This window comes from Arthrobacter sp. ZGTC412, assembly GCF_002929215.1.
GTDB lineage: Bacteria > Actinomycetota > Actinomycetes > Actinomycetales > Micrococcaceae > Arthrobacter.
The window spans coordinates 40,295-67,170 of the sequence record NZ_PJII01000001.1 but is presented as its reverse complement, the minus strand read 5'-3'; the positions used below and the strand labels follow the sequence as shown (position 1 = coordinate 67,170).

Here is a 26,876-nt window from a genome sequence, read left to right as displayed (position 1 = left end):
GTCCGCCCGTGACTGCTTCACAGAAAACGCCGTTCTACATCACCACGGCTATCACCTACCCCAACGGCGTGCCCCACATCGGCCACGCCTACGAGTACATTGCCACCGACGCCATGGCGCGGTTCAAGCGGCTTGACGGGTATGACGTGATGTTCCTGACCGGCACGGACGAGCACGGGATGAAGATCGCCCAGACCGCCGAAAAGGAAGGCATCACGCCGAAGGAGCTGGTGGACCGGAACGTCGAGGTCTTCAAGGGGGCACACTCTGCCCTGGGCATCTCGTACGACCGCTTCATCCGGACCACGGACGAGGACCACTACGCTGCCTCGCAGGCCATCTGGAAGAAGATGGAAGCCAACGGGGACATCTACCTGTCCAAGTACGAGGGCTGGTACTCCGTCCGGGACGAGGCGTTCTACGTGGAGGACGACACGGTCGTCAAGGATGACGGCGTGCGCTACTCCAAGGAGACGGACACCGAGGTGACCTGGACGGCGGAGGAGAGCTACTTCTTCCGGCTTTCCGCCTACCAGGACAAGCTCCTGGCCCTCTACGAGGCCCAGCCGGAGTTTGGCGCGCCGCAGTACCGCTTCAATGAAGTCATCAGCTTCGTCAAGCGCGGCCTGGAGGACCTCTCGATCAGCCGCACCACATTTGACTGGGGCGTCCCGGTTCCCGGCAACGAAAAGCACGTGATGTATGTCTGGGTGGACGCCCTGACCAACTACCTCACCGGAGTGGGCTACCCCGACGTCGATTCGGAAAAGTTCCGGAGGTTTTGGCCAGCCGATGTCCACGTCATTGGCAAGGACATCTCCCGGTTCCACGCCATCTACTGGCCCGCCTTCCTGATGAGCGCCGGCATTGATCTCCCCAAGCGGGTCATGATCCATGGGTTCCTGCACAACAACGGAGTCAAGATGTCCAAGTCGCTGGGAAATGTGGTGGCCCCTGCCGACTTCGTGGAGCAGTACGGCCTTGACCAGGTGCGTTTCTTCTTCCTGCGGGAAGTGCCCTTCGGCGCGGACGGCAGCTACAACCACGACGCAATCGTTGGCCGCATGAACGCCGATCTCGCGAACAACTTCGGTAACCTTGCCCAGCGCTCCCTGTCCATGGTGGCCAAGAACTGCGAGGGCAAAGTGCCCGTTCCAGGCGCGTTCACGGTGGAGGACAACGCCATCCTGGCGCAGGCCGGCGGACTCCTCGAAGCTGCGCGGGCAGCGTTTGAGAAGCAGGAATTCAGCCGCGCCCTCGAAGCGATCTGGGGCGTCCTGGGTGACACCAACGCCTACTTCGCCGAGCAGGCGCCGTGGGTGCTGCGGAAAACCGACGTCGAACGCATGAACACCGTGCTGTACGTGACCCTGGAAGTCCTGCGGATCGTGGCCATCCTCGCCCAGCCGGTCATGCCGACGGCAACAGCGGCCCTCCTTGCCACCCTCGGCCAGCCGGAAGGGGAGGCCCGCCAGTTCTCCGCCATCGGAACGCCGATTGCCGCGGGGACTGAACTGCCGGCTCCCTCGCCGGTGTTCCCCAAGTACGAGGAGCCTGCTGAGGCCAAGTAATGCCGTGTTCCGGATATGAGTACGTCCTACTGGGGAATCCGTATGCGTAAGTCCCTAGCCTGATCCTGTTAGCAAACTGACAGTTCGCATCTGGGAGAACCGTCGCCCCGATGCTGTCTGTTTGCCTTTGTTGACCCGTCAGTGCGGGGCGGTCGTGTTCTCCTTCGCGTCTGCGCAGTTTGAAGCAGACTATGGACGGAGACGGAAATGAAACGGATCCTTGCCGTGCTGGGGGTTACTAGCCTCGCACTACTGGGTGCCTCACCAACGGCGCTTGCCACGGACGAATCGTCCGGCGGCGGCGAAAAAATCACCATCTGCCACGCCACGGGCTCGGAAACGAACCCTTACGTGCCAATCACCATCAGTCTCAACGCGCTCAAGGCCCATATGGGCCACCAGCACGAAGAGGACATCATCCCGGCCAATAGCGGGAAGGCGCTGCCCGGCGGGCGGAACCTGGACAAAGCGGACTGGTGGAATGCCGGTTGTGCCAAGCCGGGTGGATCGCCGCATGAGGACAAAGATAAGAAGATCACGATTTGCCATGCGACGGGTTCGGAATCAAACCCCTACGTGGTCATCACCATTGCACTGCAGGGCCTTAACGGCCACGCCGGTGACCATCACCAGCACAGCGCGGACATCATCCCGCCGAACAAGGTGATCTACGACGGCCAGAACTGGACCGATGAGGGCAAGGCCACGTACAACAACGGCTGTGTCCCGGTGAAGGTGTCACCGGTGGTTCCTCCGGTGAACCCTCCAGCGGTTCCGCCCGCCGTAGTGCCTCCTGCCGTGGTGCCTCCTGCCGTGGTTCCGCCTGTCGTAACGCGGGTGGTTCCCGTCGCATCCGCTCCAGGCGCGGCGGCTGCCGGTGGCGGGGCAGGCGCTGTTGTTGCCCCGAACGAGGGCTTCAACGTGCAGACTGCCGTTCCGGAATCAGCGGGGCGGGCACTGGATCCCTGGATTGGAGGCGTGGCAGCTGTGCTGCTGGCGGGCGCGGCGATAACGGCGCGGCGGACCCAGACCGGCGGTGGACGCGACCGGCGCGTGCACCGAGGGTAGAAGGTTGGGAGCCCGCTGAAGGGCAACCGACTGAATGATGCGCAGGCGCCGTGACCGGAAACGTGCACGGCGCTTTTCGCACTCTTAGTATTGTTCGATGGTGATGGTCGCACACTGCAAGGTGACCCTGCCCGTCCGGCTGTTCGGATAATGAGACAGCTTGACCAGCATATGGATATCTTGGCTACCCTGAAAGCATGAGCGCATCCTCCATCGATCTGGCAGTTATTCCCGGCGACGGCATTGGCCCTGAGGTCATTGCGGAAGCACTAAAGGTGCTGGAAAAGGCCGTCGCCTCGGAGGGCGTTGAGCTTAAGCAGACGCACTACAAGCTCGGCGCGGAGCACTGGCTGGCCACGGGCGAAACCCTGCCGGACCATGTCCTAACCGACCTTCGTACCAGGGACGCCATCCTGTTCGGTGCTGTTGGTGCAGCCCCCGGCGACACCCGCATTCCTTCCGGCATCATCGAGCGCGAGATGCTGCTCAAGCTCCGTTTCAGCCTGGACCACTATGTCAACCTGCGGCCGTCCCGGCTCTACGGAACCGTGGGCAGCCCCTTGGCCAACCCCGGCGTCATTGACTTCATCGTGGTCCGCGAAGGCACCGAAGGTCCCTACGTCGGCAACGGCGGCACCCTTCGCGCGGGAACCCCCCATGAGGTGGCCACAGAGGTCTCGCTGAACACCGCCCACGGTGTTGAGCGTGTTGTCCGGGATGCCTTCCGCCGCGCCAGCGCCAGGGAGCGCAAGCATGTCACCCTGGTCCACAAGCACAACGTCCTGGTCTACGCGGGGCACCTCTGGAAGCGCACGGTGGAGGCCGTGGCGCAGGAGTTCCCGGAGGTCACCCACGACTACCTGCATGTGGACGCCGCGACGATCTTTATGGTCACCGACCCGTCACGCTTCGATGTGATCGTCACCGACAACCTCTTCGGTGACATCCTCACGGACCTTGCCGCAGCCATCACCGGCGGCATCGGACTGGCAGCTTCCGGGAACATCAACATGGACCGCACAGCGCCGTCCATGTTTGAGCCCGTCCATGGCTCCGCTCCGGACATCGCCGGCCAGGGCAAGGCCGACCCCACCGCTGCCATCCTGTCGGCGGCACTCCTGCTGGACCACCTCGGTTACACCCGTGCGGCCCGCAGGATCGAAGCGGCAGTGGTTGCCGACGTCGAGAAGCGCGACGGCGGTGCACGCACCACAAGTGCGGTGGGCGACGCCATCGCCGCCGGCCTCTAACCCCGCGCCAGGGCCTCCGGCATCGGGCGTAAGCTTGTCTCGAATCACCAAATGCCGCCTCGCCGTTCAACGCTGAATGCAGGGCGGCCGATCGTGGAGGAACCATGACCCAGACCGCCCATGGCGTCGATTTCAGCCAGCAGCCCTCGGCCAACCCGAAGTCTGCTGAAGAGCGTGCAGCAATCCTGGCCAACCCGGGATTCGGCAACCACTTCACCGACCACACGGCCATTGTCGACTACAGCGTGGACGCGAACGGCAATGGCGGGTGGCACAACGCCCGGGTGGAAGCGTACGGGCCGATCGCCCTGGATCCGTCGGCTGCGGTGCTGCACTACGGCCAAGAGATCTTCGAAGGCCTTAAAGCCTACCGTCACGCCGACGGCTCCGTTTGGTCCTTCCGCCCCGAAGCCAACGCTGCGCGCCTGAACAAGTCGGCCCGCCGGCTTGCGCTTCCTGAACTGCCGGCAGAGTACTTCCTGGGAGCCATCCGCGAGCTCGTTTCCGCCGATAAGGAATGGGTTCCGGCCGGCGACGGCGAAGCGCTGTACCTCCGGCCGTTCATGATTGCCACCGAGGCATTCCTGGGTGTCCGCGCGGCCCGCGAGGTTTCCTTCCGGGTGATCGCCTCACCGGCAGGCAACTACTTCGGCGGTGAGCTCAAGCCCGTGTCCATCTGGATCTCACGGGAATACGCCCGCGCCGGCCGCGGCGGAACCGGCGATGCCAAATGCGGCGGCAACTACGCGGCTTCGCTGATTGCCCAGCAGGAGGCTGAAGCCAACGGCTGCAAGCAGGTCCTTTTCCTGGACCAGTTCAACGACAATGCGGTTGAAGAACTGGGCGGCATGAACGTCTTCTTCGTGATGAAGGACGGCTCGCTGGTTACGCCTGCGCTCACCGGCACCATCCTCGAAGGCATCACCCGGATGTCCGTCATCCAGGTGGCCAAGGACATGGGCCGCGAAGTCAGCGAGCGAAAGATCACCCTGGACGAGTGGCGTAACGGCGTTGGCTCCGGCGAGATCGCGGAGGTCTTCGCCTGCGGCACGGCCGCGGTCATCACCCCGATCGGAGTCCTCAAGGATGCCACCGAGTTCATCGGTTCCGAGGACGCCAAGGCGGGGGAGACCACTATGGCCATCCGCGAGAAGCTGCTCGGCATACAGACCGGAACCGTTCCTGACACGCACGGCTGGCTGACCCGGCTCGCCTAAGGACCAAGGGTACGGAACAACGACGGCGCCTGCCGGGCTCAAGCCCGGCAGGCGCCGTCGTGCGTGGCGCGGGGTCCTAAGCTTGTCCGCGAAACTGGCCTTCAAGGTTCGGTTTCGCGGACAAGCTTGGGAATGGCGATGCGGCGGCTTCCGAAAGGGCCGACGACGGTGGCCGTCAGCGCCGGGCGGCCTTCCGGGCGGCGTTCTTGAGGGCCTTGCGGGACACCGGCTTCAGTGCCTTCCGCTCCGCTTCTTCGGCCAGGGCTCGACTGCGCCGGGCATCGATGATGTCGTTCCACAAGGCCGTTGCGAAGACGCCGCCGTCCTGCGCGTAGACGTCGTAGGGGTAATCGGTAAATAGGGACGGCGTAGTGCTGCCGGTGGGCAGGGCCTTCCCTGTGACTTCGGCGACGGCATCGGCGACAGCCCAGGTCCGGGTCAGGTGGCGCGTGAGGTTGTCACCGGCGAACACGGCGGCATCAGTGGACGCGGCGGCGCGTTTCAGCAGTGCTTCGAGTTCTTCGGCCAGGAAGCTTGCGGCCCAACCCTCCACAGGGACCGAACTCGCAGCCAAGTCCTCGGCTACCCCCTCCACCGCGTCCCGCCAGTCGGATGTCTCGCGGAACTTCCTCCACGTGGGAAACCAGACGATGCTGCCCGTCGCGTGGTTGTGGATGTGCTGGAGTCCGCTGTTCTTCTCCGTCGCGGTATGGTCGTGGCCGGCGGCGTCGGCTTCGGCGAGGAGATCTGCAAGCGTGGTTGTACTCATGGCGTCTGGTTCCGGCTTCCTGGTGGAGATCAATTGGTCGTCATTGGGCTCAACCCGGTTCCCTGGCCGTTCTATTCCGTTGCCTGGAAAAGCCAAGAGGGCATTTGCCGATGCAAAGATGGGATGGTGACTTCAGCTTCCGGCCCCGTCCTCCAGCGCAGCTCGGCCCTGACGCAGTTCATATTGGCCCCCAATCCGGGACCCATGAGCCTGGAGGGGACCAACTCCTATGTGCTGCGGGCGGCCGGCCATCGTGGCGCCGTGGTGGTGGACCCCGGCCCGCTGGACGAGGAGCACCTCCGGGCCCTTGCCGGTGCCGGCCCTGTTGAACTCATCCTCATCACCCACCGGCACGCTGACCATACTGCCGGTTCCGCCCGGCTGCATCAGCTGACCGGCGCTCCTGTCCGTGCCGCCGTCCCCGCCCACTGCCACGGAGGCGGCGTACCACTGCAGGACGGGGAGGTACTTGGCGCCGCGGGCCTTGAGGCCAGGGTGGTGGCAACGCCTGGACACACCTCCGATTCGGTGTGCTTCCACCTCCCCGGCGACGGTCCACATGGTTCCGTACTGACCGGGGACACCATCCTTGGCCGCGGCACCACCCTGCTCGACTACCCGGATGGGACCCTTGGGGACTACCTTGGCTCCCTGGACAGGCTGGAATCCCTGGGGCCGGCGGCCGTCCTGCCGGCCCACGGTCCCGTGCGGCCGTCCCTGACGGACGTCGTCCGGGAGTACCGCACACATCGCCTCGAACGGCTGGTGCAGATCCGCGCGGCGCTGGACCGGCTGGGCCCGGATGCGACGGCCGGTGACGTCGCTGACGCCGTCTATGCCGACGTCGACCCTTCCGTGCGGCGCGCCGCTGAAACTTCTGTTGCCGCCCAGCTTCACTACCTGCGGGGCGGAACGGGCCGGTCGTAATCCCGACGGGTGCGGCCCTGGTGAGACGGTAGGGTAGGAGCCATGCGTATTGCCAGGTTTGTCGTCGATTCTGATCCCCTCTACGGCGTTGTCGAAGGTGACACGGGCAGTGAGGAAGTCACTGTCATCCACGGGGACCCCTTCTTCAACGGGGTGGAGCGAACCTCCGTCAGGCACAAGCTGGAAGATGTCCGGCTTCTCGCCCCCATCATTCCCCGCAGCAAGGTGATCGGCGTGGGCCGTAACTTCGTGGAGCACGCGCACGAACTCGGCAACGAGGTTCCTGCCCAGCCGCTCCTCTTCCTGAAGCCCAACACCGCCGTCGTTGGTCCCAACGATCCTGTGGTGCTGCCGGAGTTCTCCGAGGAAGTCTCCTTTGAGGCTGAGCTGTGCGTAGTGATCGGGCGCATCTGCAAGGACGTGCCCGAGGAGCGCGTGGACGACGTCATCTTCGGCTACACCTGCGGCAACGACCTCACGGCGCGGGATGTCCAGAAGAGCGACCTGCAATGGACCCGGGCCAAAGGCTTTGATACCTCGGCACCCTTGGGCCCATGGATCGAGACCGAGCTTGATCCGGAGGACGTGCAGATCCAGGCCCGGCTGAACGGAGAGCTGCGTCAGGACGGCAGCACCAGCCAGATGATCAGGGGAGTGCGGGAACTCGTTTCCGTTGTCTCCCAGGCATTCACCCTCCTGCCCGGTGACGTCATCATGACCGGGACGCCGGCCGGTGTTGGCCTGGTGAACCCGGGTGACCGCATTGAGGTGGAAATTGAGGGCATCGGCCGCCTGTCCAACCCGATAGTGCGCCGCTGACCTTTCCCGCCGGGACGCCTCACGGCAGACGGTAAAGTTGAAGCCACTATGACTACTGCTTCTGCGTCGAATGCTGCCTCCATCCCGCCCGTCACCGCGGACACCCCCGTCCGGGTACGCTTCTGCCCCTCGCCCACGGGGACTCCCCACGTAGGGTTGATCCGCACGGCCCTGTTCAACTGGGCCTACGCCCGCCACACCAAAGGCACCATGGTGTTCCGGATCGAGGACACAGACTCTGCGCGGGACAGCGAGGAAAGCTACCACCAGCTGCTGGACGCGCTGAAGTGGCTGGGCATCGACTGGGATGAGGGCGTGGAAGTAGGGGGCCCGCATGAGCCCTACCGGCAGTCGCAGCGCAGCGATATCTACCAGAACGTCATTCGCCGCCTCCGGGAGGGTGGCTTCATTTACGAGTCCTACTCCACCCCGGATGAAATCGAAGCGCGCCACCGTGCCGCGGGACGCGATCCGAAGCTTGGCTATGACGGCTTTGACCGCCACTTGACGGAGGAACAGCTCGCCCAGTTCAAGGCAGAAGGCCGCGAAGCCGTCCTGCGCCTTCGCATGCCGGACGAGGACATTACCTTCAACGACCTGGTCCGCGGCGAGATCACCTTCCGCGCGGGATCCATTCCCGACTTCGCAGTGGTCCGCGCCAACGGTGCGCCGCTGTACACGCTGGTGAACCCGGTGGACGATGCCCTGATGGGCATCACCCACATACTCCGCGGCGAGGACCTGCTCAGCTCCACTCCGCGCCAGATTGCCCTCTACCGTGCCCTTTATGCTGTGGGCGTCGCGAGCTACATGCCGGAGTTCGGCCACCTGCCGTACGTGATGGGGCAGGGCAACAAAAAGCTTTCCAAGCGCGATCCCGAATCCAGCCTGTTCCTGCACCGTGAGCGCGGCTTCATCCCCGAGGGCCTGTTGAACTACCTGTCGCTCCTGGGGTGGTCGCTGAGCGCCGACGAGGACATCTTCTCCGTGGAGCAGCTGGTGGAGCACTTCGACATCCACGACGTCCTGGGCAACCCTGCGCGCTTCGACCTCAAGAAGGCGGAAGCGATCAACGGCACCCACGTCCGGATGCTGCCGCCCGAGGTTTTTCGGGAGCGGTTGGTCCCGTACCTGCGTGCAGCAGACCTGGTGGGGGAGATCCTGACCGACCGGGAAGAGGAGATTCTCACCGAGGCAGCGCCGCTGGTCCAGGAGCGCATCACGCTGCTGGGGGAGGCTCCCGAAATGTTGGCGTTCCTCTTCAAGGACGACAACGCCATCGATGTTGCCGCCGATGCCCGGAAGGGGCTTCCGGAAAACCTTCCGGAAGTACTGGACGCAGCAATCGCAGCGCTCGAGCCCGTTGAAGACTGGACCCCGGACAACATCCAGACGGCGCTTAAGCAGGCACTCGTTGAGGACCTCGGAATCAAACCCCGCCTGGCTTTTGGGCCTGTGCGCACTGCGGTATCCGGACGCCGCATCTCACCTCCGCTGTTCGAATCCATGGTGATCCTCGGTAAGGAATCCTCCCTCCGCCGGCTCCAGGCGTTCCGCGGCTGATGGAAGCTCCGAGCCGGGCAGGCGGCGCAGTGCTGGCCACACCCTTTGGCACAGTCCGGGGAGTGCTCTTCGATATCGACGACACTCTGGTTGATCTCGAATACTCGATGACCACTGCACTGCGGGAGGTCAGCCAACACCTCCTGCCCGGCCTCGACCAGGCCGGATGGGAGCGGTTCGGGCGCATCTTCACGCACGAAACCACCCACTACTACGACCGGTACCTGGCAGGGGAACTAACGTTCAACGAGCAGCGCCTGCTGCGCGGCCGGGCAGCATTGGGCCACTTCGGGGTTGAGCTTGAGGGCGACCAATCGCACCAGTGGCTGACCGCGTATATGGAAAAACAGCCGGCCTACGTAAAGCCTTTTCCGGACGTGATGCCGCTGCTGGATCGGCTGGACAAGGCTGGCATCCCCTACGGTGCCGTCAGCAACAACGTCCATGATTACCAGCGTGCAAAACTGGACGGCGCAGGACTGGAGCGCATCAGGCGTCTGGTGGGAACGGACACCCTCGGCGTGGCCAAGCCGGATCCAGCCATCTATCTTGAGGGCGTCCGGCTCCTGGGAACCCACCCGGTTGACACCCTGTACGTAGGAGACAACCGCCTCCTTGATGCCGAGGGCTCGACGGCGGCCGGCCTCCTGGGTGTCTGGCTCAACCGGGCAGGGGAGCCGGCGGCCGGATTTGAGGGCAACTCCATATCTTCCCTCGACAGGTTGATCGCGTAGGAAGCACTTTGCGTGGGCCGTCCCGCCAGCGGCCCGCGTCCTTCCCCGCAGCGGGGGGTCACCGATTTGTGCAAGCCGGAAGTCTCGGGTAAAGTAATTTCTCGTGCTGAGGCGCACGGAGCAGGGTAAAAGCCCTGAAAACCGGCCCGAAAGTATCATTGGGATATGGTGTAATTGGCAACACTACGGTTTCTGGTACCGTCATTCTAGGTTCGAGTCCTGGTATCCCAGCTCTGTTCAACCCCTCTAAAGGGGGCTGGGAGCAGGAGGTTTCAGGCGGTCTACCGATTTGAAACCACAGCGAAGTGTATGAAACAATCACTGAGCTTGACCAGCGGATACGCCGGTCGGAAGTATGGAAAAAGTGCAAGGCCCCATCGTATAGCGGCCTAGTACGCTGCCCTCTCACGGCGGTAACGCGGGTTCGAATCCCGCTGGGGTCACCATAAAATGGTCCCGGGCAAACGCCCGGGACCATTTTTCTTGCCCGGACGATTACCGGGCCCGACGATGCCGAGCCCGCGGAACGGCGCCGGCAGCGGGCCTGGACTGGCATGATGTTGCTGTGACCTCCCCGAACGAGCAAGACCTCCCGCACGACGCGCAGACTGCCCCGCAGGCATTGGCGGCAGTTACGCTGCTGGAAGAGGTGCGCGTTGACCTTGCCGGCGCGGCACTGCCGCTGGCCTTGCCGGACGCGGAGCAGGCCCGGCGCGACGCCGCCGGTGCGGTTGCCCAGCTTGATGACTACATTCTTCCCCGGTACCGCAGCCTTGACGCTCCGCTCCTGGCCGTCGTCGGCGGTTCCACGGGCGCGGGCAAGTCCACGCTGGTTAACGCATTGGTTGGCCACCCCGTCACCCGGTCCGGCGCTATCCGCCCAACCACCCGCCAGCCAATCCTCCTGCACCACCCGTCCGAGTCAGCCTGGTTCGAAGGCCAGCGCGTCCTGCCCAGCCTCAGCAGGATCCGGGGATACGCCGCCAGCAGCCCCGTGCCGGCCAGCCGCGCAGGCGCCATCCCGGACGCGGGCGCAATGTCTTCGCTCGTCCTCGTAGCCGACCCCGCAGTCCCCGCAGGAATCGCCGTCCTGGACGCCCCCGACGTTGACTCCATCTCAGACGACAACCGCAAGCTGGCAGGACAGCTCCTCGCAGCCGCCGATCTGTGGATTTTCGTCACCACTGCCAACCGCTACGCCGATGCCGTCCCCTGGAAATTGCTTTTGGACGCAGCCTCGCGGGACATCATGGTGGCCGTGGTGCTGGACCGGGTACCGCCGGGGGCGGAAACAGAAGTCAGTGACGACCTGCGCAGCCTCCTGGACCGTGAGGGCCTGGGCGCGGCACAGCTGTTTATCATCCCGGAGACACCCTTGGATCCGCTGGGCATGCTCACGGCCGCAACAGTTCTCCCGTTGCGGACCTGGCTCGAAGAGCTGGCCGCAGATGCCGCCGGCCGTTCAGAAATCGCCCGGCGGACGCTCAACGGGACCGTCAGGGCACTGGCCGGCCGTGTTGCGGCCGTGGCGCAGGCCGCCCGGGAGCAGCAGATCGCCGCAGACAGCCTTGAAGCCGCTGCGGCAGCTGCCTACCGTGATGCTGCCGGCCGAATCCTCGACGCTACCAAGGACGGCGCCCTGCTGCGGGGAGAAGTGCTGGCCCGCTGGCAGGACTTCGTGGGCACCGGTGAGTTTTTCCGGGTCCTGGAACAAAACGTTGGCCGATTGCGTGACCGGGTGGGCGCCTTCTTCCGCGGCGAGCCGGCCCCGGCCGTGACTGTCGAAGCCGCCATCGAGACGGGTTTGCAGGCCGTCATCGTCGATGAAGCTGCAAACGCCGCCGAGGACACCGACCAGCGCTGGCGGACCGACCCCGCAGGGCGCCAACTGCTGGGGACGGACGATCTCTCCGGGACCACGCCCGGCTTCGAGGACCGGACCGCCGCCGAAATCAGGGCCTGGCAGGAAGCGCTGATGGAACTGATCCGCACCGAAGGCCAGGGAAAGCGGACACAGGCCCGCTGGCTGTCCTTTGGGATCAACGGGCTGGGTGCTGCCCTGATGATCGTGGTGTTCTCGATGACCGCCGGACTGACTGGGCTTGAGGTTGGAGTCGCGGGTGGAACCGCCGTCGTGGGCCAGCGGCTGCTCGAAGCGGTCTTCGGCGAGGACGCGGTCCGCCGCATGGCCGAAAAGGCGCGGGAGGACCTTCACGCCCGCTGCCAGCGCCTGTTGCAGGAAGAGAAGCAGAAATTCATGACCCGGTTGCCGGAGCGCGATGAAAGCGGCCCGCAGACCCTCGCCGCCCACGCGGACGCACTTGTCCGTCTGGCGGACAACGCATGAGCCGCCACAGCGACACCCGGGATGCGTCCCGGCTGGACCGCCGGCTTTCGGCCCTCAACGATGCCCGCGAGCTCGGTGAAGGTGTCCTTCCCGATGAGTCCCTGCAGGAAGTGTTCAGCGTCCTGGAGCGGGCCAGTTCACGGCGGTCACTTTCGGCCGACCACACCGTGGTGGGGTTTTTCGGTGCCACCGGAAGCGGTAAGTCCTCCCTGTTCAACGCGGTCAGCGGAGCTGAAATTGCGACGGCGGCAGCCCGCCGCCCTACGACGTCGGAACCTTTGGCGGGGGTGTGGGGAGCCGAGGGCAGCGAACCGCTGCTTGACTGGTTGGAGGTCCGGAACCGGCACCACGCAACGGCCGTGGAAGGGTTTGCCGACGAGGAAACCGGCCTGATCCTGCTGGACCTGCCGGACTTCGATTCCACCAGGGCATCGAACCGCGAGGTGGTCCAGCGGATGGTGGGCCTGGTCGACGTCCTGGTCTGGGTTCTTGATCCCCAAAAGTACGCAGACGCAGCCGTGCACAATGACTTCCTGTCGCGCCTGGCCTCGCATGGCGCCGTCACACTGGTGGTCCTCAACCAGGTGGACCGGCTCCCGGAGCATGACGTGCAGCCTGTCCTGGAATCGTTACGGTCCATCCTGGCCCGGGACGGACTCGCCAAGGTCGAGGTGCTGGCCGCCTCGGCCCTGACAGGGGCAGGGGTGGATAAGGTCCGGAGGGCTGTCCGGAGCGTAGCCGTAAAGCGCAAAGCCCAGTCGCAGCGGCTGGCTGCAGACATCACCAGGGCATCGGCGGAACTGGGCGCGGTGTCCGGCGGGGGAGAGGCCGCAGGCGTCCGACCGACGGCCAAGGCACGCCTGGCTGATGAGCTCGCCGTGGCAGCCAACGTACCCACGGTGGTCCGGGCGGTGGCACAGTCCTACCGGCTCGAGTCTGTGAAGCGAACAGGGTGGCCGGTGACCAGGTGGCTCTCCCGGTTCCGGCCTGATCCGTTGCGCAGGCTCAATCTGCGAAGTGTTGCTCCGTCTGAGCTTAACCGGACCTCGCTGCCGCCCGCGGGGGCACCGGAGCGCGCCCGGACGGACGCGGCGGTGCGGGAGTTCGCCGATAATGCCAGTGCGGGCGCTCCCGGTCCTTGGCGGGCCGCCATCCGGGGCGCGGCCCGGGAGGGCAGGGAACGCCTTCCTGACGCGCTTGACCAGGCCATCGCCGGAACGGATCTTGCCGCGAACCGCAGATCCTGGTGGTGGGGAGTGTTCAATGTGGTGCAATGGCTTGCCCTGCTCACCGTGCTGGGAGGCCTCGGCTGGCTTGGCGTGCTGGCTGCCCTTGGATACTTCCAGATGCCTGTTCCGGAGGTACCAAGGGTTGAAGGCTGGCCGGTGCCAACGCTGATGATCGCAGCCGGGGTGGTGCTGGGAATCTTCCTGGCTGTTACCGGCCGTTTTATTGCCGCTGCCGCGGCAAATGCCAGGGCGGCGAGGGCGAGGAAACGGCTTAGTGCTGCGGTAGCCGCCGTTGCCCAGGAACTTGTGGTGGAGCCCGTGGAGGTGGAAGTCACCAGGCTTGCCGCTTTTAACGCCGCGCTGAAGACGGCCGAGGCGGGATAGGCACACGCCCCTGCCGGAAGCGGGAGGTGGCTAGCTGCCGGTAGCCGCGAGTTCCGCAGCAGCGTCCCGGACCTTGACCAGGGTCCGCAGGTTGCGTGTTGTGGTGGAGGCCCTGAACCTGGGTTTGGCGGAGATCTTGCTGAAGGGGCTGTCCAGCGTTCCGCCGGCCGGTGCCAGCCAGGCCAGTGCCTCGGGTCCCAGCCTTTTCTGCTCCGCCCCCTCCAGCGCGGCTCCCGCGGCATCCAGTTCGTCCAGCATGGCTTCGTCCGAGGAAAGCGTGATGTAGGTGTGGGTGCTTTTGTTATCGTCCGGGTAGGGGCAGGCTGCTACGAGTTCAGACACCCGGGCTGCATCCAGCACCACCACCCAGGCGTCATAACCGAACGCTTCGCGAAGGCGCTTCTCGCACTCCCGTTTCACCGCCGCTGCATCCAGGCTGCTGGCCAGCACCACGTTCCCGCTGGCCAGCAGGGTCCGGGCATCAGAAAATCCCGCCGCCTTCAGCGCCTCGCGGAGGTCGGCCATTTTGATGTTGATGCCGCCCACGTTGATGCCGCGAAGAAACACTGCGTAGCTGCCCATGGCGAAAATCCTAGCCCCCGCCGTGCAGGTCCGGGCTGTCCAGCCGTTGTTGACGTCAGTCGTTGTTTTTGCGCAGGGCCTCGGTAAGGACCCGGCCGGCGTTGCAGACCACTTCTGCGTGGAGCCTGCCGGGCTGCCGGGTGAGGCGCTCGATAGGCCCGGAAATTGAAACAGCGGCTATGACCCGGCCGGAAGGTCCCCGCACGGGTGCCGAAACTGAGGCGACCCCCGGCTCACGTTCGCCGAGGCTCTGGCCCCAGCCCCGCCGTCGTACCCCTGCCAGGACTGTGGGCGTGAAGCGGGCTGACTGCAGCCCTTCAAGCAGGCGGTCGTGGTCCTCCCACGCGAGCAGCACCTGGGCAGCCGATCCTGCCTTCATGGACAGCTGCGTGCCTACCGGGATGGTGTCGCGGAGCCCGATGGGGCGTTCGGCGGAGGCAACACACACGCGCCAGTCACCCTGGCGGCGGAAGATTTGGGCACTTTCACCCGTGGCATCGCGCAGCTGCATCAGCACAGGGCCTGCGGAAGCGATGAGACGGTCCTCGCCAGCAGCCGACGCCAGTTCAACCAGCCGGCTTCCCAGGACAAAGCGACCCTGGATGTCGCGGCTCACCAGGCGGTGATGCACGAGGGCCAGGGCTAGCCGGTGGACAGTGGGACGGGCAAGGCCGGTTGCCGCCACCAGCTGCGCCAGGGTGGTGGGGCCGGCCTCGAGCGCATCAAGCACATGAGCCGCTTTATCAATGACACCGACTCCACTAGAATTGTCCATGTAATGATATTGCCGTCTCATTATCTGAGATGCAAATCTTTCGGCTGGCGCAGTGCGAAGGCGTACTGGTTCAGTGGAACACATCAGCCAAACAGCAGTGAAGGGAGATGGCCATGGCAAAGACATTGGCCGAGAAAGTCTGGGACGCGCACGTGGTGCGCAAAGGCGATGGCGACGGTGCCAACGCCCAGCCCGACCTTCTCTTCATCGACCTCCACCTTGTCCACGAGGTCACGTCCCCGCAGGCTTTTGAGGGCCTCCGGCTGGCCGGCAGGAAACTGCGCCGGCCGGACCTGACCATCGCGACCGAGGACCACAACACCCCCACGCTGGACATTGACAAGCCTATCGCCGATCTCACCAGCCGCACGCAGATCCAGACCCTCCGCAACAACTGCGCAGAGTTCGGTGTCCGGCTGCATTCCCTCGGCGACGCCGAGCAGGGCATCGTGCACGTGGTGGGCCCGCAGCTGGGGCTCACCCAGCCGGGCATGACTGTTGTCTGCGGTGACTCGCACACCTCCACGCACGGTGCTTTCGGGGCGCTGGCCATGGGCATCGGAACCTCAGAGGTGGAGCACGTTATGGCCACCCAGACGCTGTCCCTGAAGCCGTTCAAGACCATGGCCATCAACGTTGAAGGCACGCTGCGGCCCGGGGTCACGGCCAAGGACATCATCCTCGCCGTCATCGCCAAGATCGGCACCGGCGGCGGCCAGGGCTACGTCCTGGAGTACCGCGGCTCGGCGATCCGCGCGCTGTCCATGGACGCACGCATGACCATTTGCAACATGTCCATCGAAGCGGGCGCCCGTGCCGGCATGGTGGCGCCGGACGAAACCACCTACGACTTTATGAAGGGCCGTCCGCACGCCCCGGAAGGCGCCGACTGGGACGCCGCGGTCGAGTACTGGAACACGCTGCGTACCGACGACGACGCCACCTTCGACGCGCAGGTGGACCTGGACGCCGACACCCTGGAGCCGTTCGTCACCTGGGGCACCAACCCCGGCCAGGGCGTCTCGCTGTCCGAATCCGTCCCGTCGCCCGAGGACTTCGGCGACGAAAACGCAAAGGCCGCCGCCGAACGTGCCCTGCAGTACATGGGCCTCGCAGCCGGCACGCCCATGAAGGACATCCGGGTTGACACTGTGTTCCTTGGATCCTGCACCAACTCACGCATGGAGGACCTGCGCGCCGCTGCCGACATCATCCGTGGCCGCCGGAAGGACCCGAACATCCGGATGCTGGTGGTGCCCGGTTCGGCGCGGGTCCGGCTGGAAGCCGAGGCCGAGGGCCTGGATAAGGTCTTCAAGGACTTCGGTGCGGAATGGCGCTTCGCCGGCTGCTCCATGTGCCTGGGCATGAACCCGGACCAGCTGGACGTGGGGGAGCGCTGTGCGTCCACCTCCAACCGCAACTTCGAAGGGCGCCAGGGCAAGGGTGGCCGCACCCACCTGGTGTCCCCGGTGGTTGCCGCAGCAACGGCCATCCGCGGCACGCTCAGCTCGCCGTCGGACCTTGATCCTGATCCGGTGGTTGAGCCTGTCGAGACCCCCATCCGCACCGACGCAGCCTAGGACACGCCATGGAAAAGTTCACCACCCACACCGGAATCGGTGTTCCGCTGCGCCAAAGCAACGTGGACACGGACCAGATCATTCCCGCCGTCTACCTCAAGCGCATCACCCGCACGGGGTTCGAGGACGCCCTGTTCTCGGCGTGGCGCAAGGACCCGGCTTTCATCCTGAACCAGGCCCCTTTCAGCTCCGGTTCGGTCCTGGTGGCGGGTCCGGATTTCGGCACCGGCTCCTCCCGTGAGCATGCTGTCTGGGCGCTGAAGGACTACGGCTTCAAGACCGTGCTCTCCTCCCGGTTCGCCGACATCTTCCGGGGCAACTCCGGCAAGCAGGGTCTGCTCGCTGCCGAGGTTGCCCAGGATGACATCGAACTGATCTGGAAGGAACTGGAGAACGCCCCCGGCACCGAGGTCACCGTGGACCTCGTATCCAAGACGGTGGTCTGCGGCAACATCGTGGCACCCTTCGAGATCGACGATTACACCCGCTGGCGCCTGCTCGAAGGCCTGGATGACATTGGGCTGACCCTTCAGCACGAGGCGGACATCACTGCCTACGAAGCCACCCGCCCCGCCTTCAAGCCGAAAACCCTGCCGGCCCGCCTTTCCTGAGCCGGCTCAAGCAGCCCTGAGAGGGGCTACGGCGGGGCGCCACACCGTGCCGCCGTCGCCCGCGTATTTCGGTTCGGTAACGCGACCTCCTATGCTTGGTTGGAGCCTTTGCAAGGATTTGGGGGCTAGTCATCGTTAGGAAACCGGTATATGAGTAGTGTTCTGACAATCCGCGGCGGAGTCCCGCTTACGGGCCGCGTCACCGTTCGGGGAGCGAAGAATCTCGTTCCCAAGGCGATGGTGGCAGCGTTGCTGGGCAACGAGCCGTCGGTGTTGCGGAATGTGCCGGAGATTAAGGACGTGGAGGTCGTCACCTCCCTCCTGCAGCTCCACGGCGTGACAGTGGTCAAGGACCCGGTAAACGGGGACCTCACCCTGGACCCGAAGGCAGCCAAGACTGCGCCCAGCACCGCCATCGACGCACATGCCGGCGACTCCAGGATTCCCATCCTGCTCTGCGGCCCGCTGATCCACGCCATTGGTGAAGCATTCATTCCGGACCTGGGCGGCTGCAAGATCGGCGACCGTCCCATCGATTACCACCTTGACGTGCTCCGCCAGTTCGGCGCCGTGGTGGAAAAGCGGCCCGGCGGCATTCATATTTCCGCTCCCAAGGGCCTGCACGGTGCCAAAATCTCCCTGCCGTACCCCTCTGTCGGTGCCACCGAGCAGGTGCTGCTGAGCGCCACGCGCGCCGAGGGCATCACGGAGCTTTCCGGCGCCGCAACGGAGCCGGAGATCATCGACCTCATCGCCGTGCTGCAGAAGATGGGCGCGATCATCAGCGTTCAGACCGACCGCACTATACGCATCGAAGGCGTCCGCCACCTCGGCGGCTACAACCACCGCGCGCTTTCGGACCGCAACGAGTCGGCGTCGTGGGCCTCCGCGGCCCTGGTGACGAAGGGCGACATCTACGTTGAAGGCGCCTCCCAGCGCGACATGATGACCTTCCTCAACACCTACCGCAAGGTGGGCGGCGGAATGGACATTGGCGAGGAAGGCATCCGCTTCTACCACCGCGGCGGTAAGCTCAACCCGCTGGTTTTGGAAACAGACGTGCACCCCGGCTTCATGACGGACTGGCAGCAGCCGCTGGTGGTTGCGCTGACACAGGCGGAAGGCGTCTCGATCGTTCACGAGACCGTCTACGAAAACCGGTTTGGCTTCACTGATGCCCTTATCCGGATGGGTGCCAGCATCCAGGTGCACCGTGAATGCCTGGGCAGCGTGCCCTGCAGGTTCGGCCAGCGCAACTTCCTTCACTCCGCGGTGATCTCCGGACCCACGCAGCTCAAGGGAACCGACATCGACGTGCCGGACCTCCGAGGCGGCTTCAGCCACCTGATCGCGGCCCTGGCGGCCACCGGAACCTCACGGGTGACCGGAATCGACATCATCAACCGGGGCTACGAGCGCTTCACCGAAAAGCTCGCCGGACTTGGTGCCGACTTCGACATCACTACAGCGAAGTAACGGTACCGAAGTGAAGGAATCGGCCAAGAGCCGCGCCACCCTTGCGGTGGTCGCCGCCATCGTACGTCCCCTGTTCAACCTCATGATGGACAAGAAGTGGGAAGGCACCGAGAAGCTGCCGTCCGGCGGCTTCATCGCGGCGCCCAACCACTGCACCGAAATCGATCCCCTGATCATCGGCCATCTCCTCTACAACCACAAGGTTGCGCCGCACTTCCTGGCGAAATCCGGACTCTTCAAGGTTCCGGTCCTGGGCTGGGTCCTGAGGGCAACCAAGCAGGTCCCGGTGGAACGTTCGACGGCGGGTGCCAACCGTTCGCTGCAGGTTGCCCAGGAGATTGTTGCCGAAGGCGGCGCCATCATTATCTATCCTGAAGGCACACTGACCCGCGACCCGGACTTGTGGCCCATGAAGGGCCACACCGGGGCGGCGCGGATGGCCCTCGAAGGCGGCATTCCCGTGGTCCCGATCGCCCACTGGGGTGCGCATGAAGTGTTCCCGCGCTACGGCAAGCGGTTCCACCTCTTTCCCCGCAAGAAGTCGCGGGTGGTGGTGGGCGAGCCCGTCGATCTCAGTGCCTTCGCCGGCCGTCCCCTGGACAAGGCCACGCTGGCCGGGGCCACCGATGCGATCATGGACGCCATCACCATGCTCCTTGCGGAGATCCGGGATGAGCAGCCTCCAGCAGAGCGCTGGGATCCGGCAAAGCAGCAGCAGGCGAAGCACGGCCGCTTCGTGGAGCGCGGGCAGCCGCAAACCGGGGAACGGACGCCCGGTGACCTCTGAGGGGAATCACGCCGGTTCGGCCCGGTCCGTTGCAGTGCTCGGCGCGGGCTCCTGGGGGACTACGTTCGCCAAGATCCTGGCCGATGCTGCCACTGCTGCAGGCGAGCCGCGTGCCATCCGCCTCTGGGGCCGGCGAAGCGAAGTGGTGGACGAAATCAACACGTTCCACCGCAACTCGCAGTACCTGAAGGACATTGCCCTTCCGGATGGCATCACGGCCTCCACGGACGTCCGCGACGTGTTTGCAGGGGCGGATCTGGTGGTCCTTGCCGTCCCGGCCCAGTCCCTGCGGCCGCAGTTGCGCGGGTGGAAAGACCTGATCGCCCCAGGTGCCATGGTGGTTTCCCTGATGAAGGGCCTTGAACTCAGTACCGACGCCCGGATGAGCGAGGTCATCAGCGAGGAACTCGGCCTGCCCACGGAGCGCATTGCCATCGTCTCAGGGCCAAACCTTGCGATGGAGATTGCCCGTGAAGAACCTACGGCCTCCGTGGTTGCCTGCACCGACGCGGCTGCTGCAGGCTGGATCGCCCGCAGCTGCACGGCACCCTACTTCCGGCCTTACACCACCTCAGACATCGTTGGAGTGGAAATCGGCGGCATCGTCAAGAACGTCATTGCTTTGGCGGTGGGCATCTGTGAGGGAAGGCAAATGGGGGACAACACCAAAGCCTCGGTGATCACCCGCGGACTGGCTGAAACGTCACGCCTTGCCCTGGCGCTGGGCGGGGACGCCAAAACGATGGCAGGCCTGGCAGGCCTGGGCGACCTGGTGGCAACCTGCTCCTCGCCCCTGTCCCGGAACCACACCGCTGGGCGGCTGCTGGGCCAGGGCCTCACGCTGGAGGAAGTGGGCCAGAAGATGACCCAGACCGCCGAAGGCATCAAGTCCGGCCAGGCCGTCCACGAACTGGCAGCAAAACTGGGCGTCGACATGCCGATTACGGCCGCCGTCGTCGCCGTGCTGGCAGGCAAGCTGTCCGTTGACCAACTGGGGCCCGTCCTGCTGGCCCGGGAACTGAAACCTGAAGGCGATTACTGACAATGTCCCACGACAAACTGACCGCGGCAGAGCCGGCCGGCGGGGTAAAGCCCCGGGTGGCGGTACTTTTCGGTGGCCGTTCCAGCGAGCATGCCGTCAGCTGCGTGACTGCTGCCGGCGTCCTTGGCGCTATAAACAAGGATAAGTACGAGGTCATCCCCATCGGGATCGCCAAGTCGGGGCAATGGGTTCTGGCCGCCGCCGATACTGCACAGTGGTCCCTGGCAGCGTCCTCGCTGCCGGAGGTGGTTCCGTCGCAGCAAACGGTGACGCTGGCCCAGATCGGCGGCGAACACCAGCTGATCGTGGCCTCCCCGAACGAGGTCCCGCAGGAACTCGGTGCCGTGGACGTGGTGTTCCCGCTTCTGCATGGCCCGTTCGGCGAGGACGGCACCATCCAGGGGTTGCTGGAACTCTCCGACACCCGGTACGTCGGAGCCGGCGTCCTGGCTTCGGCAGTGGGCATGGACAAGCACTTTATGAAAGTGGTTTTTGAGGCTGCGGGCCTTCAGGTTGGCCCTTACATCGCGGTGACCGACAGGCAATGGCGCAAGGATGCGGAATCCGTACGGAAGCAGGTGGACCGGCTCGGTTTCCCCGTTTTTGTAAAGCCTGCGCGGGCCGGATCGTCCATGGGAATCTCGAAAGTCGATTCACTCGATGAGCTGGACGCCGCCATCGAGGAAGCACGGCGGCACGACCTCAAACTGGTGATTGAAGCCGGCATCACCGGCCGGGAAATTGAGTGCGCGGTGCTGGAAGGCAGGGGCACTGATGCTCCCCGGACGTCCATGCCGGGTGAGATCTCCGTGGCCGGAGGGAGTCACGAATTCTACGACTTCAACGCCAAGTACGTCGAGGACGATGCCGCATCGCTCAGCTGCCCGGCAGACCTCCCGGAGGAAGCGATCGCAAGGGTGCGGGAGCTCGCCGCAGCCGCCTTTGACGCGGTGGGAGCAGAGGGCCTGAGCCGGGTGGATTTCTTTTACACGCCGGACGGCCGGCTGATCATCAATGAGATCAACACCATGCCGGGCTTCACCCCGAAAAGCATGTACCCGCAGATGTGGGCCGCATCAGGGCTGGACTACGCCGAGCTGATCGACGAACTCATCTACCTGGCATTGAACCGCAAGACAGGTCTCCGCTGACGGCTCGACTTCCGTTGGTTGAGCCACTGGGACCTACCGGCTTTGCGGCAGGTCCTGCAGCTCTTCCTGGCCCACGCAGTTCCGGGTGGGCGGGATCTCACCTGCGGCAACGGCAAGATCGGCCAGGACAGTGGCAGAGCTGATCTTGTCAGGATCTATCAGGATTTCGGTAGCGGGCTCCCGGCCATAGGTGGTCAGCGTCCAGACGGGGTTGCCTTCCTTGATCACCCAGTCGACTCCGTTGACGGTTACGCAGCGGTCCGTGGTGGGGCCGGGCACGTTGACTCCGCAGCGAAGGATCACCAGGGACGGATCGCCCCAGACCGCGGTGGCCTGGCTGTTCGTCTTGCGCAGCGCCGAGTCACCAATGGCTTCCGGCAAGGCCACCATCATGGGAGCGCACGCGGGGTTAGCGGCATCCCGGGCCGCGGGGACGTCGACGGCGGGGGAGCAAGAGGCCAAGGCGAGGGAAGCAACAGTCCCGGCCAGCGCCATCCTGGCAGCGCGGGCGGGCTGGGAAAGCTCGGGACGGGGCATAACTCCAAGACTATCGTTGCGGCCCGATCTTCCGGGCACCGCGCCGGCGGCGGTACCGGCGGCCCCACACCGCCGATGTCGGGGGCCCGCTGTAGCGTAGTGGCGTGCCTGAAAAGCGTATAACCGTCCAAGAGCAACCGCCCGCCGTCGCTGCCCTCTCCGAAGCCGAGCTGCTGGGGCGGATATTTCCGCGCCTCTCCATGGGAGGGGACCACAGCCAGGCCACCCTGCTCGGTCCGGGTGATGATGCCGCCGTGGTGGCGGCGCCGGACGGGAAGACCGTCATCAGCATTGACACACAGGTCCAGGACCAGGACTTTCGCCTGGAATGGCCCAACGGCTACCGGACCACCGGGTTCGACGTCGGCTGGAAAGCAGCGGCGCAGAACCTCAGCGACATCAACGCAATGGGAGCCACGGCCACGTCCCTCGTCGTGAGCCTGACCCTTCCGCCGGAGACACCCGTCACCTGGGTGGAGGCCCTGGCGGAAGGACTGACAGCGGGAATCAGGGACCTGGGCGCCGCCAGGTGTTCGGTGGCGGGAGGCGACCTGGGGAAGGGCCGGGAAATCTCTGTCACGGTTGCCGTCCTGGGTACGCTCGACGGCAACCACGCCGTCCTCCGGTCAGGCGCGCAAGCAGGGGATGTCCTGGCGCTTGCGGGAACGGCAGGGCATGCGGCCGCGGGCCTGGCGCTTCTTGAGTCGACGGTAGACATCGATGCCCTCCGCCCTGAACAGCGCGTCTTCCTGGACCTGCAGTGCAGGCCCCGGCCCCCTTTGGCTGCCGGGCCTGCTGCCCGGGCCGCCGGCGCCACTGCGATGCTGGATATTTCTGATGGCCTGCTGCGGGACGGGTTGCGGTTGGCGGCGGCCAGCGGCCAAACCATGGACCTGGATCCGGCGCAGCTGCGGGCGCTGGCGGATGTGCTGCGGCCCGCATCGGAACTGTTGGGAACGGACCCGATGGCGTGGGTGCTGGGTGGCGGGGAGGACCACGGACTGCTTGCCACATTCCCACCCGATGTTCAGCTTCCTGCCGGATTCACTGCGATAGGCTCGGTACAAGCATTGGGAAGCAACGAAAGCCCGAGCGTCAAAATAGCGGGCCGGGCCGCGGACACCGGGGGATGGGATCACTTTGCACACTAAGGTTGCCGCCAACGCGCAAGCGATGAAGAGGTGGTTGGGCAAGGCTGAGACCGTCCTTGGGAACCACAGCGACCGCCTCAATGCCATCAATATCTTCCCGGTGGCCGACGGCGACACGGGTACTAACCTGTACCTCACCGTCCGTGCCGCCGCCCAGTCTGCGGCGGCAGCCGGGGACCAGCCCGCACAACTGGACGTGGGTGCTGTCCTGGCCAGCGCCGGCCAGGCGGCCATGGAGGAGGCAAGGGGCAACTCCGGCACCCTGTTCTCCGTGTTCCTATGCGCCGCGGCTGAGCCCCTGACGGGTCACACCCGGCTGACCTCAACACTGCTGGCAGCTGCCCTGAACCGCGCCCAGATCCGTGCATGGTCAGCGCTCAGCGATCCCGTCCCCGGAACGATGCTTTCAGTCATGGAGGCTGCTGCGCGGGCGGCAGCCGCGGTGGATGCGGGGCAGAACGGCGATGACAGCAACCACGCCCTGGGCCTGGCCCTTGATGCCGCCGTCGAAGCTGCTCTTGCTGCCGTCATCCGGACTGAGGATCAGCTGGACGCACTGACGTCCGCGCACGTGGTGGATGCCGGCGGAGTGGGAATGCTCCTGATCCTGGACTGCCTCCGGTCCGCTGTCCTGGGTGAGGAACTCCAAAGCGAGCTCCTTGACGGTCTTCACGGCTACGACGTATCCGATCCCCATATCCACACGGCCTTGCCGGATGACGATGGCGTCGAAGTCATGTGCACCATCAACCTCTCGCCGCTGAACGCCGCAACGCTCCGGCAGCAGCTTGACGAGATCGGCGAATCAGTCATCATGAGCCAGGTGGGCAGCAGTCCCGACAGTGACGGAAACTACCGCTGGCGGGTTCACGTCCACGTTCCTGCTCCTGAACCGGCTGTTGCCATCATCCGGTCCCTCGGCGAGCCGGTCCAGATCAGTATCAGCGAACTTGCCCTGCCGCAGGTACCGCACACGGATGCAGTGAACTCCAGTGGGCATGAGCGCTGAATTGGACCTTGCGCTGGAACGGCGCCTCGGCAAACGTTCCGCAGCGGTCATCGAAAAGCACCTTGGCATCACCACGGTGGACGGCCTGTTGAACTACTTCCCGCGCCGCTACATGAACCGCGGCGAGCTGACGCCCATCAGCGACATCCCCCTTGACGAGGAAGTCACCCTCATCGCCCGGGTGCTGTCCAGCAGCACCCGGAACATGCAGGCACGCCGCGGGACCATTACCGACGTCGTGATTTCCGATGACGACGGGCAGCAAGGCCTTCGGCTGGTAGGCGGCACGGACTACCGGGGCAAAGTCCCGGGTACCCTCAAAATCAGCTTCTTCAACGGCTACAAAGCGAAAACCGATCTCCTGCCGGGACGCCGGGCTTTGTTCTCCGGAAAGGTCACCAGCTTTAAGGGAACACTGGGCCTCACCAACCCCGACTTCCAGCTCCTGGACGAAGACTCTTCCAGCGATGGCGGCCAGGACCCGGAAAAGCTCGCGGCCATGCCCGTTCCGGTCTATCCGGCGACGTCCAAGCTTCCCAGCTGGAAGATCCAGAAGGCCGTTTCAACACTGCTTGAAACCGTGGACCTTGACGCCCTGCCCGATCCCGTCCCGCCCTCCGTCGCCGCACGCGAGGGATTCCTGCCGCTTGCCCAGGCGTACCGGCTTATCCATACTCCGGAATCTCCCGACGACTGGCGGCGGGCACGGGACCGGCTGCGGTACCACGAAGCGCTCGTGCTGCAGTCCGCGCTGGCCCGGCGCCGGGCGCAACTGGCCGCGGAGGAAGCCACGGCACGCCGGCCCGTCCCTGACGGCCTGCTTGCCGGCTTTGACGCAAACCTCCCTTTCACCCTCACCGCCGGGCAGGCCGCCGTCGGGAAAACCTTCGCAGCGGAACTGGCCCGCGACTCTCCGATGAATCGGCTGCTGCAGGGCGAAGTGGGGTCCGGAAAGACCGTCGTGGCGCTGCGGGCCATGCTGCAGGTGGTGGACGCTGGGGGTCAGGCGGCACTGCTGGCGCCGACAGAAGTTCTCGCGGCGCAGCACTTCGAGTCCATCCGCCGCGCACTGGGGCCGCTCTCCAAGGACGGCCTGCTGGGAGGGCTCGACGACGCCTCCGTCCAGGTCACGCTGCTGACAGGCTCCATGCCCACTGCGGCACGGAAGCAGGCTCTGCTCGATGCAGCCTCCGGGACAGCCGGGATCATCATCGGCACCCATGCACTGCTCAGCGGCAACGTCACCTTCTACGATCTTGGCCTGATCGTGGTGGATGAGCAGCACCGCTTCGGCGTGGAGCAACGGGATGCGCTCCGGGCCAAAGCCAGGAAACCGCCCCACCTGCTGGTCATGACCGCCACGCCCATCCCGCGCACCGTTGCCATGACGGTGTTCGGAGATCTTGAAACGTCGGTTCTGGACGAGCTTCCCGCGGGCCGGGCACCTATCAGCACCCACCTGGTGGGGCTTGCGGAAAATCCTGCCTGGGCCGGCCGCATCTGGGCCCGTTCCCGTGAGGAAATCGATGCCGGACACCAGGTGTACGTCGTTTGTCCAAAGATCGGGACCGATGATGACGGCGACTTCAGCCCCGGGGAAGCCGACCTCGCCGAAGGCCCCGATGGGGAAACCGGACGGGAACTCGCATCAGTGACCGCCGTCGTCGAACAACTCTTGGACGAACCCGCCCTTGCGGGGGTTCCACTGGCACCGCTGCACGGGCGCCAGCCGCCCGAGGTGAAGTCCGCCGCCATGGCCGGCTTTACGGCAAATAGCGTTAAGCTGCTGGTCTCCACCACCGTGATTGAGGTGGGCGTCGACGTCCCCAACGCCACCTTAATGGTCATCCTCGACGCCGACAGGTTTGGCATCTCGCAGCTGCACCAGCTGCGCGGCCGGGTGGGTAGAGGTGGGTTGCCCGGGACCTGCCTGCTGGTCACCGCTTTGGAACCTGAACACCCCAGCCGGCGCAGACTGGACGCAGTCGCTGCCACCACCGACGGGTTTGAACTTTCCCAGGAGGACCTCAAGCTGCGCCGCGAGGGCGACATCCTGGGCGCCTCCCAGTCCGGCGGTCGCTCCACCTTGAAACTGCTGCGCGTGCTCGAACACGAAGCCATCATCAGCCGCGCCAGGGACGATGCCCAGCAGATCGTGGCGCAGGACCCCTCGCTGGGCAGGCATCCGGATCTGGCCGAAGCAATCGACAAGTACCTCAATCCCGAAAAGGAGGCGTTCCTTGAACGCGGTTAGCACTGTTGAACGCAAAATGTGCGGCGGCCGAAGCGCGGGCGCC

At 65.2% G+C, this 26,876-nt stretch carries 23 protein-coding genes and 2 tRNA genes; 21 read left to right on the top strand and 4 right to left on the bottom strand.

Annotated features, from left to right (window positions below):
- Positions 1–8 precede the first annotated feature (8 nt).
- The 4 genes from metG to CXQ88_RS00310 all read left to right on the top strand — a co-directional run bounded on the left by metG (position 9) and on the right by CXQ88_RS00310 (position 5,106).
- A complete protein-coding gene (metG, locus tag CXQ88_RS00325) occupies positions 9–1,571 on the top strand; it encodes a methionine--tRNA ligase (RefSeq protein WP_104042190.1) in 1,563 nt (520 codons plus the stop codon).
- A 207-nt stretch (positions 1,572–1,778) separates the two neighbouring features.
- Positions 1,779–2,639: a hypothetical protein gene (locus CXQ88_RS21680; protein WP_181037362.1), complete on the top strand. Its 861-nt coding sequence runs from the start codon at positions 1,779–1,781 to the stop codon at positions 2,637–2,639.
- A gap of 197 nt (positions 2,640–2,836) precedes the next feature.
- Positions 2,837–3,889: a 3-isopropylmalate dehydrogenase gene (locus CXQ88_RS00315; RefSeq protein ID WP_104042186.1), complete on the top strand. Its 1,053-nt coding sequence runs from the start codon at positions 2,837–2,839 to the stop codon at positions 3,887–3,889.
- Positions 3,890–3,993: 104 nt separating this feature from the next.
- The gene (locus CXQ88_RS00310) at positions 3,994–5,106 is read left to right on the top strand and encodes a branched-chain amino acid aminotransferase (RefSeq protein ID WP_104042184.1); all 1,113 of its coding nucleotides are present in this window, start codon (positions 3,994–3,996) and stop codon (positions 5,104–5,106) included.
- Positions 5,107–5,281: 175 nt separating this feature from the next.
- On the opposite strand, the gene CXQ88_RS00305 is transcribed toward CXQ88_RS00310, so the two are convergent.
- Positions 5,282–5,875, bottom strand: coding sequence for a hypothetical protein (locus CXQ88_RS00305; RefSeq protein WP_104042182.1), 594 nt, complete (start codon positions 5,873–5,875; stop codon positions 5,282–5,284).
- Between the two features lie 123 nt (positions 5,876–5,998).
- On the opposite strand from CXQ88_RS00305, the gene CXQ88_RS00300 reads away from it, so the two are divergent.
- The 8 genes from CXQ88_RS00300 to CXQ88_RS00265 all read left to right on the top strand — a co-directional run bounded on the left by CXQ88_RS00300 (position 5,999) and on the right by CXQ88_RS00265 (position 13,878).
- Entirely contained in the window at positions 5,999–6,802 is an 804-nt protein-coding gene (locus CXQ88_RS00300) for an MBL fold metallo-hydrolase (protein ID WP_104042180.1), read from the top strand.
- Between the two features lie 42 nt (positions 6,803–6,844).
- Positions 6,845–7,621 (top strand): fumarylacetoacetate hydrolase family protein, encoded by a 777-nt coding sequence (locus CXQ88_RS00295; RefSeq protein WP_104042178.1) that lies wholly within the window; start codon positions 6,845–6,847, stop codon positions 7,619–7,621.
- Between the two features lie 48 nt (positions 7,622–7,669).
- Positions 7,670–9,184: a glutamate--tRNA ligase gene (gene gltX / locus CXQ88_RS00290; RefSeq protein WP_104042176.1), complete on the top strand. Its 1,515-nt coding sequence runs from the start codon at positions 7,670–7,672 to the stop codon at positions 9,182–9,184.
- Positions 9,184–9,918: an HAD family hydrolase gene (locus CXQ88_RS00285; RefSeq protein ID WP_104042174.1), complete on the top strand. Its 735-nt coding sequence runs from the start codon at positions 9,184–9,186 to the stop codon at positions 9,916–9,918. The genes gltX and CXQ88_RS00285 overlap by 1 nt, the downstream gene beginning before the upstream one ends.
- A 159-nt stretch (positions 9,919–10,077) precedes the next feature.
- Positions 10,078–10,149: transfer RNA gene (locus CXQ88_RS00280), tRNA-Gln, on the top strand.
- Positions 10,150–10,288: 139 nt separating this feature from the next.
- Positions 10,289–10,364 (top strand) — tRNA-Glu (locus tag CXQ88_RS00275).
- A 119-nt stretch (positions 10,365–10,483) separates the two neighbouring features.
- Complete coding sequence (locus CXQ88_RS00270) at positions 10,484–12,265, top strand: dynamin family protein (protein ID WP_104042172.1); 1,782 nt, start codon at positions 10,484–10,486, stop codon at positions 12,263–12,265.
- The gene (locus CXQ88_RS00265; RefSeq protein WP_104042171.1) at positions 12,262–13,878 is read left to right on the top strand and encodes a GTPase; all 1,617 of its coding nucleotides are present in this window, start codon (positions 12,262–12,264) and stop codon (positions 13,876–13,878) included. Before CXQ88_RS00270 ends, CXQ88_RS00265 begins: the two co-directional genes overlap by 4 nt.
- A gap of 30 nt (positions 13,879–13,908) precedes the next feature.
- Here CXQ88_RS00265 and CXQ88_RS00260 read toward each other — a convergent pair whose 3' ends face one another.
- Positions 13,909–14,460 (bottom strand): DUF1697 domain-containing protein, encoded by a 552-nt coding sequence (locus tag CXQ88_RS00260; protein WP_104042169.1) that lies wholly within the window; start codon positions 14,458–14,460, stop codon positions 13,909–13,911.
- A gap of 55 nt (positions 14,461–14,515) precedes the next feature.
- Positions 14,516–15,235 (bottom strand): IclR family transcriptional regulator, encoded by a 720-nt coding sequence (locus tag CXQ88_RS00255; RefSeq protein WP_104042168.1) that lies wholly within the window; start codon positions 15,233–15,235, stop codon positions 14,516–14,518.
- Positions 15,236–15,348: 113 nt separating this feature from the next.
- On the opposite strand from CXQ88_RS00255, the gene leuC reads away from it, so the two are divergent.
- The 6 genes from leuC to CXQ88_RS00225 all read left to right on the top strand — a co-directional run bounded on the left by leuC (position 15,349) and on the right by CXQ88_RS00225 (position 21,882).
- Positions 15,349–16,815, top strand: coding sequence for a 3-isopropylmalate dehydratase large subunit (gene leuC / locus CXQ88_RS00250; RefSeq protein ID WP_104042686.1), 1,467 nt, complete (start codon positions 15,349–15,351; stop codon positions 16,813–16,815).
- An 8-nt stretch (positions 16,816–16,823) separates the two neighbouring features.
- The gene (gene leuD, locus CXQ88_RS00245; RefSeq protein ID WP_104042166.1) at positions 16,824–17,426 is read left to right on the top strand and encodes a 3-isopropylmalate dehydratase small subunit; all 603 of its coding nucleotides are present in this window, start codon (positions 16,824–16,826) and stop codon (positions 17,424–17,426) included.
- Positions 17,427–17,576: 150 nt separating this feature from the next.
- Positions 17,577–18,902, top strand: coding sequence for a UDP-N-acetylglucosamine 1-carboxyvinyltransferase (gene murA / locus CXQ88_RS00240; RefSeq protein ID WP_104042164.1), 1,326 nt, complete (start codon positions 17,577–17,579; stop codon positions 18,900–18,902).
- 10 nt (positions 18,903–18,912) lie between these two features.
- Entirely contained in the window at positions 18,913–19,689 is a 777-nt protein-coding gene (locus CXQ88_RS00235) for a lysophospholipid acyltransferase family protein (RefSeq protein WP_104042162.1), read from the top strand.
- Positions 19,679–20,731, top strand: coding sequence for an NAD(P)H-dependent glycerol-3-phosphate dehydrogenase (locus CXQ88_RS00230; protein ID WP_104042160.1), 1,053 nt, complete (start codon positions 19,679–19,681; stop codon positions 20,729–20,731). The genes CXQ88_RS00235 and CXQ88_RS00230 overlap by 11 nt, the downstream gene beginning before the upstream one ends.
- Before the next feature lie 2 nt (positions 20,732–20,733).
- Positions 20,734–21,882, top strand: coding sequence for a D-alanine--D-alanine ligase family protein (locus CXQ88_RS00225; protein WP_104042159.1), 1,149 nt, complete (start codon positions 20,734–20,736; stop codon positions 21,880–21,882).
- 33 nt (positions 21,883–21,915) lie between these two features.
- On the opposite strand, the gene CXQ88_RS00220 is transcribed toward CXQ88_RS00225, so the two are convergent.
- The gene (locus CXQ88_RS00220; protein ID WP_104042157.1) at positions 21,916–22,419 is read right to left on the bottom strand and encodes a DUF3515 family protein; all 504 of its coding nucleotides are present in this window, start codon (positions 22,417–22,419) and stop codon (positions 21,916–21,918) included.
- 104 nt (positions 22,420–22,523) lie between these two features.
- Here CXQ88_RS00220 and thiL point away from each other — a divergent pair, with 104 nt between their 5' ends.
- Genes thiL through CXQ88_RS00205 form a run of 3 tightly spaced genes read left to right on the top strand, consistent with a single transcriptional unit; the run spans position 22,524 to position 26,833 of the window.
- Positions 22,524–23,570, top strand: coding sequence for a thiamine-phosphate kinase (thiL, locus tag CXQ88_RS00215; RefSeq protein ID WP_373637677.1), 1,047 nt, complete (start codon positions 22,524–22,526; stop codon positions 23,568–23,570).
- Between the two features lie 22 nt (positions 23,571–23,592).
- Entirely contained in the window at positions 23,593–24,579 is a 987-nt protein-coding gene (locus CXQ88_RS00210; protein ID WP_104042685.1) for a DAK2 domain-containing protein, read from the top strand.
- On the top strand, positions 24,569–26,833 hold the full coding sequence (locus CXQ88_RS00205) for an ATP-dependent DNA helicase RecG (protein WP_104042683.1): 2,265 nt from the start codon (positions 24,569–24,571) through the stop codon (positions 26,831–26,833). The genes CXQ88_RS00210 and CXQ88_RS00205 overlap by 11 nt, the downstream gene beginning before the upstream one ends.
- Positions 26,834–26,876 lie beyond the last annotated feature (43 nt).

Coding starts and splice junctions, on each gene's coding strand:
- CXQ88_RS21680 (WP_181037362.1), top strand. CDS start 1,779: ATGAAACGGATCCTTGCCGTGCTGGGGGTTACTAGCCTCGCACTACTG.
- CXQ88_RS00315 (WP_104042186.1), top strand. CDS start 2,837: ATGAGCGCATCCTCCATCGATCTGGCAGTTATTCCCGGCGACGGCATT.
- CXQ88_RS00310 (WP_104042184.1), top strand. CDS start 3,994: ATGACCCAGACCGCCCATGGCGTCGATTTCAGCCAGCAGCCCTCGGCC.
- CXQ88_RS00305 (WP_104042182.1), bottom strand. CDS start 5,875: ATGAGTACAACCACGCTTGCAGATCTCCTCGCCGAAGCCGACGCCGCC.
- CXQ88_RS00300 (WP_104042180.1), top strand. CDS start 5,999: ATGGTGACTTCAGCTTCCGGCCCCGTCCTCCAGCGCAGCTCGGCCCTG.
- CXQ88_RS00295 (WP_104042178.1), top strand. CDS start 6,845: ATGCGTATTGCCAGGTTTGTCGTCGATTCTGATCCCCTCTACGGCGTT.
- gltX (WP_104042176.1), top strand. CDS start 7,670: ATGACTACTGCTTCTGCGTCGAATGCTGCCTCCATCCCGCCCGTCACC.
- CXQ88_RS00285 (WP_104042174.1), top strand. CDS start 9,184: ATGGAAGCTCCGAGCCGGGCAGGCGGCGCAGTGCTGGCCACACCCTTT.
- CXQ88_RS00265 (WP_104042171.1), top strand. CDS start 12,262: ATGAGCCGCCACAGCGACACCCGGGATGCGTCCCGGCTGGACCGCCGG.
- CXQ88_RS00260 (WP_104042169.1), bottom strand. CDS start 14,460: ATGGGCAGCTACGCAGTGTTTCTTCGCGGCATCAACGTGGGCGGCATC.
- CXQ88_RS00255 (WP_104042168.1), bottom strand. CDS start 15,235: ATGGACAATTCTAGTGGAGTCGGTGTCATTGATAAAGCGGCTCATGTG.
- leuC (WP_104042686.1), top strand. CDS start 15,349: ATGGCAAAGACATTGGCCGAGAAAGTCTGGGACGCGCACGTGGTGCGC.
- leuD (WP_104042166.1), top strand. CDS start 16,824: ATGGAAAAGTTCACCACCCACACCGGAATCGGTGTTCCGCTGCGCCAA.
- murA (WP_104042164.1), top strand. CDS start 17,577: ATGAGTAGTGTTCTGACAATCCGCGGCGGAGTCCCGCTTACGGGCCGC.
- CXQ88_RS00225 (WP_104042159.1), top strand. CDS start 20,734: ATGTCCCACGACAAACTGACCGCGGCAGAGCCGGCCGGCGGGGTAAAG.
- CXQ88_RS00220 (WP_104042157.1), bottom strand. CDS start 22,419: ATGCCCCGTCCCGAGCTTTCCCAGCCCGCCCGCGCTGCCAGGATGGCG.
- CXQ88_RS00210 (WP_104042685.1), top strand. CDS start 23,593: ATGAAGAGGTGGTTGGGCAAGGCTGAGACCGTCCTTGGGAACCACAGC.
- CXQ88_RS00205 (WP_104042683.1), top strand. CDS start 24,569: ATGAGCGCTGAATTGGACCTTGCGCTGGAACGGCGCCTCGGCAAACGT.